The organism is Variovorax sp. RTB1 (assembly GCF_035018765.1).
Taxonomy (GTDB): Bacteria; Pseudomonadota; Gammaproteobacteria; order Burkholderiales; family Burkholderiaceae_C; genus Variovorax.
Map to the genome: position 1 here is coordinate 1 of NZ_JASJXG010000097.1, position 5,041 is coordinate 5,041.

Annotated in this window: 4 protein-coding genes and 3 pseudogenes; 3 read left to right on the top strand and 4 right to left on the bottom strand. The window is 60.7% G+C overall.

The features are described from left to right. Nucleotides 1–508: 508 nt before the first annotated feature. Nucleotides 509–760 (bottom strand): annotated as a pseudogene (locus tag QN397_RS26325) (IS3 family transposase); the annotation flags it as partial. Between QN397_RS26325 and QN397_RS26330 the strand changes: the two are divergent. Beyond that, a pseudogene (locus QN397_RS26330) lies at nt 753–1,049 on the top strand (transposase); the annotation flags it as partial. The pseudogenes QN397_RS26325 and QN397_RS26330 sit on opposite strands and share 8 nt — an antisense overlap. A gap of 94 nt (nt 1,050–1,143) precedes the next feature. Here QN397_RS26330 and QN397_RS26335 read toward each other — a convergent pair. Together QN397_RS26335 and QN397_RS26340 are read right to left on the bottom strand one after the other, a co-directional pair. Beyond that, a complete protein-coding gene (locus tag QN397_RS26335; protein ID WP_323502467.1) occupies nt 1,144–1,599 on the bottom strand; it encodes a transposase in 456 nt (151 codons plus the stop codon). 259 nt (nt 1,600–1,858) lie between these two features. Then, on the bottom strand, nt 1,859–2,365 hold the full coding sequence (locus QN397_RS26340) for a hypothetical protein (RefSeq protein WP_323502468.1): 507 nt from the start codon (nt 2,363–2,365) through the stop codon (nt 1,859–1,861). Between the two features lie 488 nt (nt 2,366–2,853). Here QN397_RS26340 and QN397_RS26345 point away from each other — a divergent pair, with 488 nt between their 5' ends. Continuing rightward, complete coding sequence (locus tag QN397_RS26345; RefSeq protein ID WP_323502470.1) at nt 2,854–3,840, top strand: alpha/beta hydrolase; 987 nt, start codon at nt 2,854–2,856, stop codon at nt 3,838–3,840. A 75-nt stretch (nt 3,841–3,915) separates the two neighbouring features. Further along, nucleotides 3,916–4,158 (top strand): annotated as a pseudogene (locus QN397_RS26350) (ATP-binding protein); the annotation flags it as partial. 278 nt (nt 4,159–4,436) lie between these two features. Here QN397_RS26350 and QN397_RS26355 read toward each other — a convergent pair. Further along, nucleotides 4,437–5,041: LysR substrate-binding domain-containing protein (locus tag QN397_RS26355; protein ID WP_323502472.1), on the bottom strand; the 605-nt coding region annotated here is incomplete at its 5' end.

Here is a 5,041-nt window from a genome sequence, read left to right on the forward strand (position 1 = left end):
AGCCGGGGGTGGTGGCGGTGGAGGTGGTGCTGGCGGGCGCTGAAGTGCCTCTTGGGTCATAGCGGAGGTGCCTCAGATGGGATCCCTCAGCTCTCGACATACCCCGCGGTCGCCGTTCTCCGTTTTGTACGTGCGCGCACTGGCGCGCGTACGCGGCGGAAGACCAAGTTTCCAAGTTGTGGTTTCCGCGTTGGTTTCCACGACCGCTCCCTGCAGGTCGGTTCATGCGGGGGAAGCATCTCAAACGCTAGGCGACCGCCGCCGCAAATGCGTGCACTCGATTGAAGAGGGCAACCAACTGGGCGCACCGCTGTCGTGACCCAGTGTTGGGGATGTCATCGGCGTGGAAGTGTTCGACGCCATCGACAAACTTACTCGGCACGTCGTACCCTTCCTTAAGACTTTCCTTGGTCCATTTCGGAGTCGGGTATCGCCCAGCCCAAACGACGTAGTGAATCGCCTCGGTTTTGAACTGACCCCCAGAAGGTGGACATTGTGATCCCGCCGATCAGGCGGTGTTTCTCAACCGGTATTGCACCGGGCTGAGCCCTTTCAATCGGAGCTTGATCCGCTCGTGGTTGTAGTAGTAGATGTATTCATTCACGCCCGCTTCGAGCTCATCAACGTCGCCAAGTTTTTCAAGGTGGAAGTACTCCGTCTTGAGGGTGCCAAAGAAGCTTTCGATCACAGCATTGTCAAAGCAATTGCCTCTTCGGCTCATGCTTTTCGTTACCCCGCGATGCGCAAGCATCGCCCAGTACGCCAGCCACGACTTCAGGGCGATGCTGGCCGAGTACGGCATCACCAGCTTGATGAGCCGAAAGGGCAACTGCTGGGACAACGCTTGCAGTGAGACGTTCTTCGGGTCGTTGAAGGTGGAGCGGCTGCACGGCAAACGATTCAAGACCCAGCGCGAGGCGAAGGACGAAACCATCGATTGGCCGCTCTGGTACAACCGCGACCGGCTGCACTCGACGCTGGCATATGTCAGCCCGATGCAGTTCGAGCGGGACTGGCTTGCCAATCAGCCACAGCAAGCCAGCTCATGAACTCGGCGATGGGGTACGGATTCCAGGGGTAAGGTTAAAGCGCGCTTTGTCGGCGCAACTGATCTCTTCGCCCGGATCAAGGCGTGCACTATTTTTAAGTACGCGACCTCCGCGCGCAGCCGCGCGCTCTCTTCGCGCAGGCGTCCGCCGAATCGGGGACGGCCTTGGGCGATGTGTCTGAGCAATGTTGTTCTGGCTTTGTATCTGGCTTTGGCATGGTGTTCCCCAGATCTTGCGCGTCGCCTTCAGCAAGGTCGCGTCTCCAGACCACAACCTGGTTCGGATTGCGGATGTCATAGATGGCGGCTACCCGCCGGCTCGACAGTCGTTCACGGTTCTGATGTGACAGAACCTGCAGCTTGAATTCCGAACTGTAGGCGCTGCGTTTAGGGCGCAACCCGTCAATGCCGTGCAGTCGGTAACGACTCACCCAGGTACGGATCTTCTCCTCGGGCACGTTCCACCGCCGCGCCAACAGCTTTGCGCCGCCTTCACCTTCTAGAAAGCTATTGACGACCTGGAGCTTGAACTCTGTCTCGTACTTCTCCATGGGACTCCTTGAAGTTCGTCCAACTTCTGGGGGTCAGTTCAAAGCCGGGGCGATTCAGGATGCTAAATATGGCAATTACGGATTGGGGGTCAAGATTCAACGCGCGCAGACAAGCGAGGCGATTAACGCGTCCTTTGCCATCGGTTTTTCACTGGCTGCGTCGTGGTTGATCAAGAATTTCTTAGGCGTTTAGGCCGCAATCGGTCAAGACCGGTCGTGTGTCACATTGCCCCAAATTGATCGAGTAGCACGATCTCACTCAGGGCCTGACCTCGACCTTCGCAGTGTCATGCGCGACGCCGTTCCCCTGCCCAACCTCATAGTCGAAGCTGTCTGTGCCGGTGAACGCCGCATCGGGCAGATACCAGATCGCCTGCCCCATCAATGTGAGACCGCTGCAATCGACGGCGCCAAAACGTGATCGTCCCTGTACTACAGAGGCGTAGCGAATAGCGACTTGGCCGTGCGCTGGAGGTGTCAATACTTTGACGCTCGGCTGTGGTCCTTGGCTGCAGTCCGAGCGGTGCTCGGTATATGTAAAGACGCGTACCTCCTGCCCTACGGTCGTAGTGCGCCGCAAGGTGCGCTCGCGCTCTACGTCATTCTGGGCGTGCGATGCTTGTGAAAACGCGACGGGCGCAGCCAAGAAAATCGCCATCAACCGCGCCATTGGGCGGCGGCGGATGATCTGCGGAGCATTCACCAAACGATTGGACACAAAACGATCTTGCCCGAAATCTGCTTTCGCGCCTGCACCCGCAGGCAAACGTCTCACTTTCCCAAAAGGGATGCGCTCGGGCCCGCTCTCAATCAATTGGCGGAGGACGGCATGCGTTCACAGTCGCCGCGCACGGTGATCGATATTGGGATCGGGAAACCGTGACTGCTGTCGATTACTGGGCAGTGAAACTCAGCGACGCGAACGTCAAGTTTCGGGCCAAACCGGTCACCTCCCTCCGAGTCGTAAAGCAACTATGAACATAGACGATCTGAAGACCGTCGCGAAGTGGCTGGCTCTGATTCTTGGCATCAAGTTGAGCGAAGTATGCGTGGCTTTGTCCAACGCCAAGGAGATATCAATCTGGCGGTCGTGATGCCGCACAACGATGGTCGCCCGGAGATCCCGTCGCGACCGGCACCGCAGGAATGCATTTCAAGCACGCACAGCCACCATTCGTCTCATTGTCAGTACAGCTCGAGTTGCCGGTCGGCATCATCGAGCCGCTTTGACCCATCCCTTGAAACACCTCTGACATGACACCGTCCCGAATCGCGACAAGACTTTTCGCCTTCATCGTTGCCATCATCGTCCTCGCCACCCTCGCCTTGGCCGGGATGATTGCCTTTGGAACCTCGTCTTTGCCTCCTCCCCTTGCGGACGTCGACGGGCCTTTTAAGAAGATCAATTTTCACGACCAGCCGCCGCTCCAATCGTTTCGGGCGCGCGACGGGGCCGCGTTGGCCTATCGCGTCTACCCGGCCCAGGGCGAAAAAGCAGTGGTGATGCTGCACGGCGCGGCTGGCAGCAGCTTCATGCTTCATGCGTTGGCCAAGGCCGCTCAGGCTTCCGGATACACGGTCTACGTGCCGGACATGCGCGGTCACGGGGGCTCCGGGCCCAGCGGCGACATCGCATACATCGGCCAGCTGCAAGACGATGTGGCCGACTTCACACGCTTTGTGCACCAGGCCCAGCCAGACGCCAGCGTCTCGCTGCTGGGGCATTCGGCCGGCGGTGGCTTGGCGCTGCGTTTTGCAGGCGGACCGGATAGCGCGCTATTCGACCGGTATGTGTTTCTGTCGCCCTTGTTGGCGCGTGATGCACCCACGGTGCGCCCTGGAGCGGGCGGCCTTGCCAAACCGTTCAAGGCGCGCTACGTGGGGCTGACCATTCTGGACCGGTTTGGTCTTCATGGTTTCGAGTCGCTGCCGGTTTTGGCCTTCGCCATGCCTGCAGCGCCGGGGAACATGATGACGCCGCTCTATTCCTATCGACTCAGCGAGGATTTCACACATAACGCGCATTACCTTGACAATCTGCGTCACATCACCAAACCCACGGAACTGCTGGTAGGGGCCGATGACGAGTTCTTCTATGCAGATAAATTCGAGCCACTGGTTCACGGGGTTCGGCCGGACATTGCGGTAAGTACGGTGCCAAAGGTCGGCCATATGGGGATCGCTCTCGACCCCGCCGCGATCCAGCAAGTGATTGAGGCGCTGGACAGAGGGCAAGGTTGAGCTGCAGTTGGGCCTGGCAGGCCTCTATGGTCCGCCTAGCGTACGAATTTTTCCGTTTTCCGAGACGACCCCCTGTTCAGACAGGCCGGCGGGGCCAAGCTGTTCCACCTGCTGTCCAAGCTGTACGCGCACACCAGCGTGCTATTCACGACGAACCTGAACGTTGCCGAGTGGTCGAGCGTGTTCGGCGACGCGAAGACGAAGGCGATCCCGCTGGACCGGCGCACGCACCACTGCCACATCGTGGAGACGGGCAATGAGAGCCATCGCTTCGTGCTCAGCACGGCGGTGGCGAGAAAGCGCATCAAAGCACGCTAGCAAGCACGCACCGGGGCATCGAAGGAGATCGAGATACAGCCAACCGCCGGTGTTCGAGCAAATCGGCTACGTTCATGCTCGACTAAGTAGGTGAGGCCGTTCGCCGTGCTTAGCAGCCGGTGTGGCAATGATGGGTGCCCGTTACGAGGGAGCGAAAGGTCGATGTAGCAGCTACGTTTGAGGTGTTTTTGGACCTCAAGATCGATATGGCGCGATCGTGACGTACGACCGCGTCCTGCAGACCTACGACCCGACGGGAAGCGGACATTGCAGAGCGCTTACCTCGGTCGTTCGGGCGCAATTGTGGGCGCCACATGCTGGCGGACCGCCTCCAGCAGCAGCGTGGCCAAGCGGCTCACCGGGGCCTCGGAATGGGCCTGCGCGCGATACAGCACAAGCGAGATCTGCGGCAGCGCTGGCAGCGACAGCACCGCTCGGTCGAGCATGCGCACATGCAAGGGCAGCCCGAACGGCGTGCGCACGGTTAGGCCCAGTCCAGCCGACGTGGCGGCCCACAGCGCAGCCAGGCTGGCACTGCCGAAGGCCCGGCGCCAGGGCAGGCCGGCACGGTCGAGCGCGGTGACGACGATCTCGCGCAACGGGCACGGCGCGTCGAGCATGATGAGCGGTAGCGGCTCCTTGCTCTTCGGCTGGCGCGCGCCGGGGCCGCGTTGCTCGCGTTCCGTCCACCAGGAGGCATCGACCCGCTCGGGCGCCGTCGGGCCGATCCACAACAACGGAAGCCGCGCCACGCGCTCGGCGTGAGGCGACAGCGGCTGGTCGCCCGCGTCCCACGCTAGCGCCAAGTCGAGCTGGCCGAGTTCGAGCCGCTCGCGAAGCTCGCTGCTGCGCGCCACGCAAGCCTCGATGCGCACCTTGGGGT

Coding starts and splice junctions, on each gene's coding strand:
- QN397_RS26345 (WP_323502470.1), top strand. CDS start 2,854: ATGACACCGTCCCGAATCGCGACAAGACTTTTCGCCTTCATCGTTGCC.
- QN397_RS26335 (WP_323502467.1), bottom strand. CDS start 1,599: ATGGAGAAGTACGAGACAGAGTTCAAGCTCCAGGTCGTCAATAGCTTT.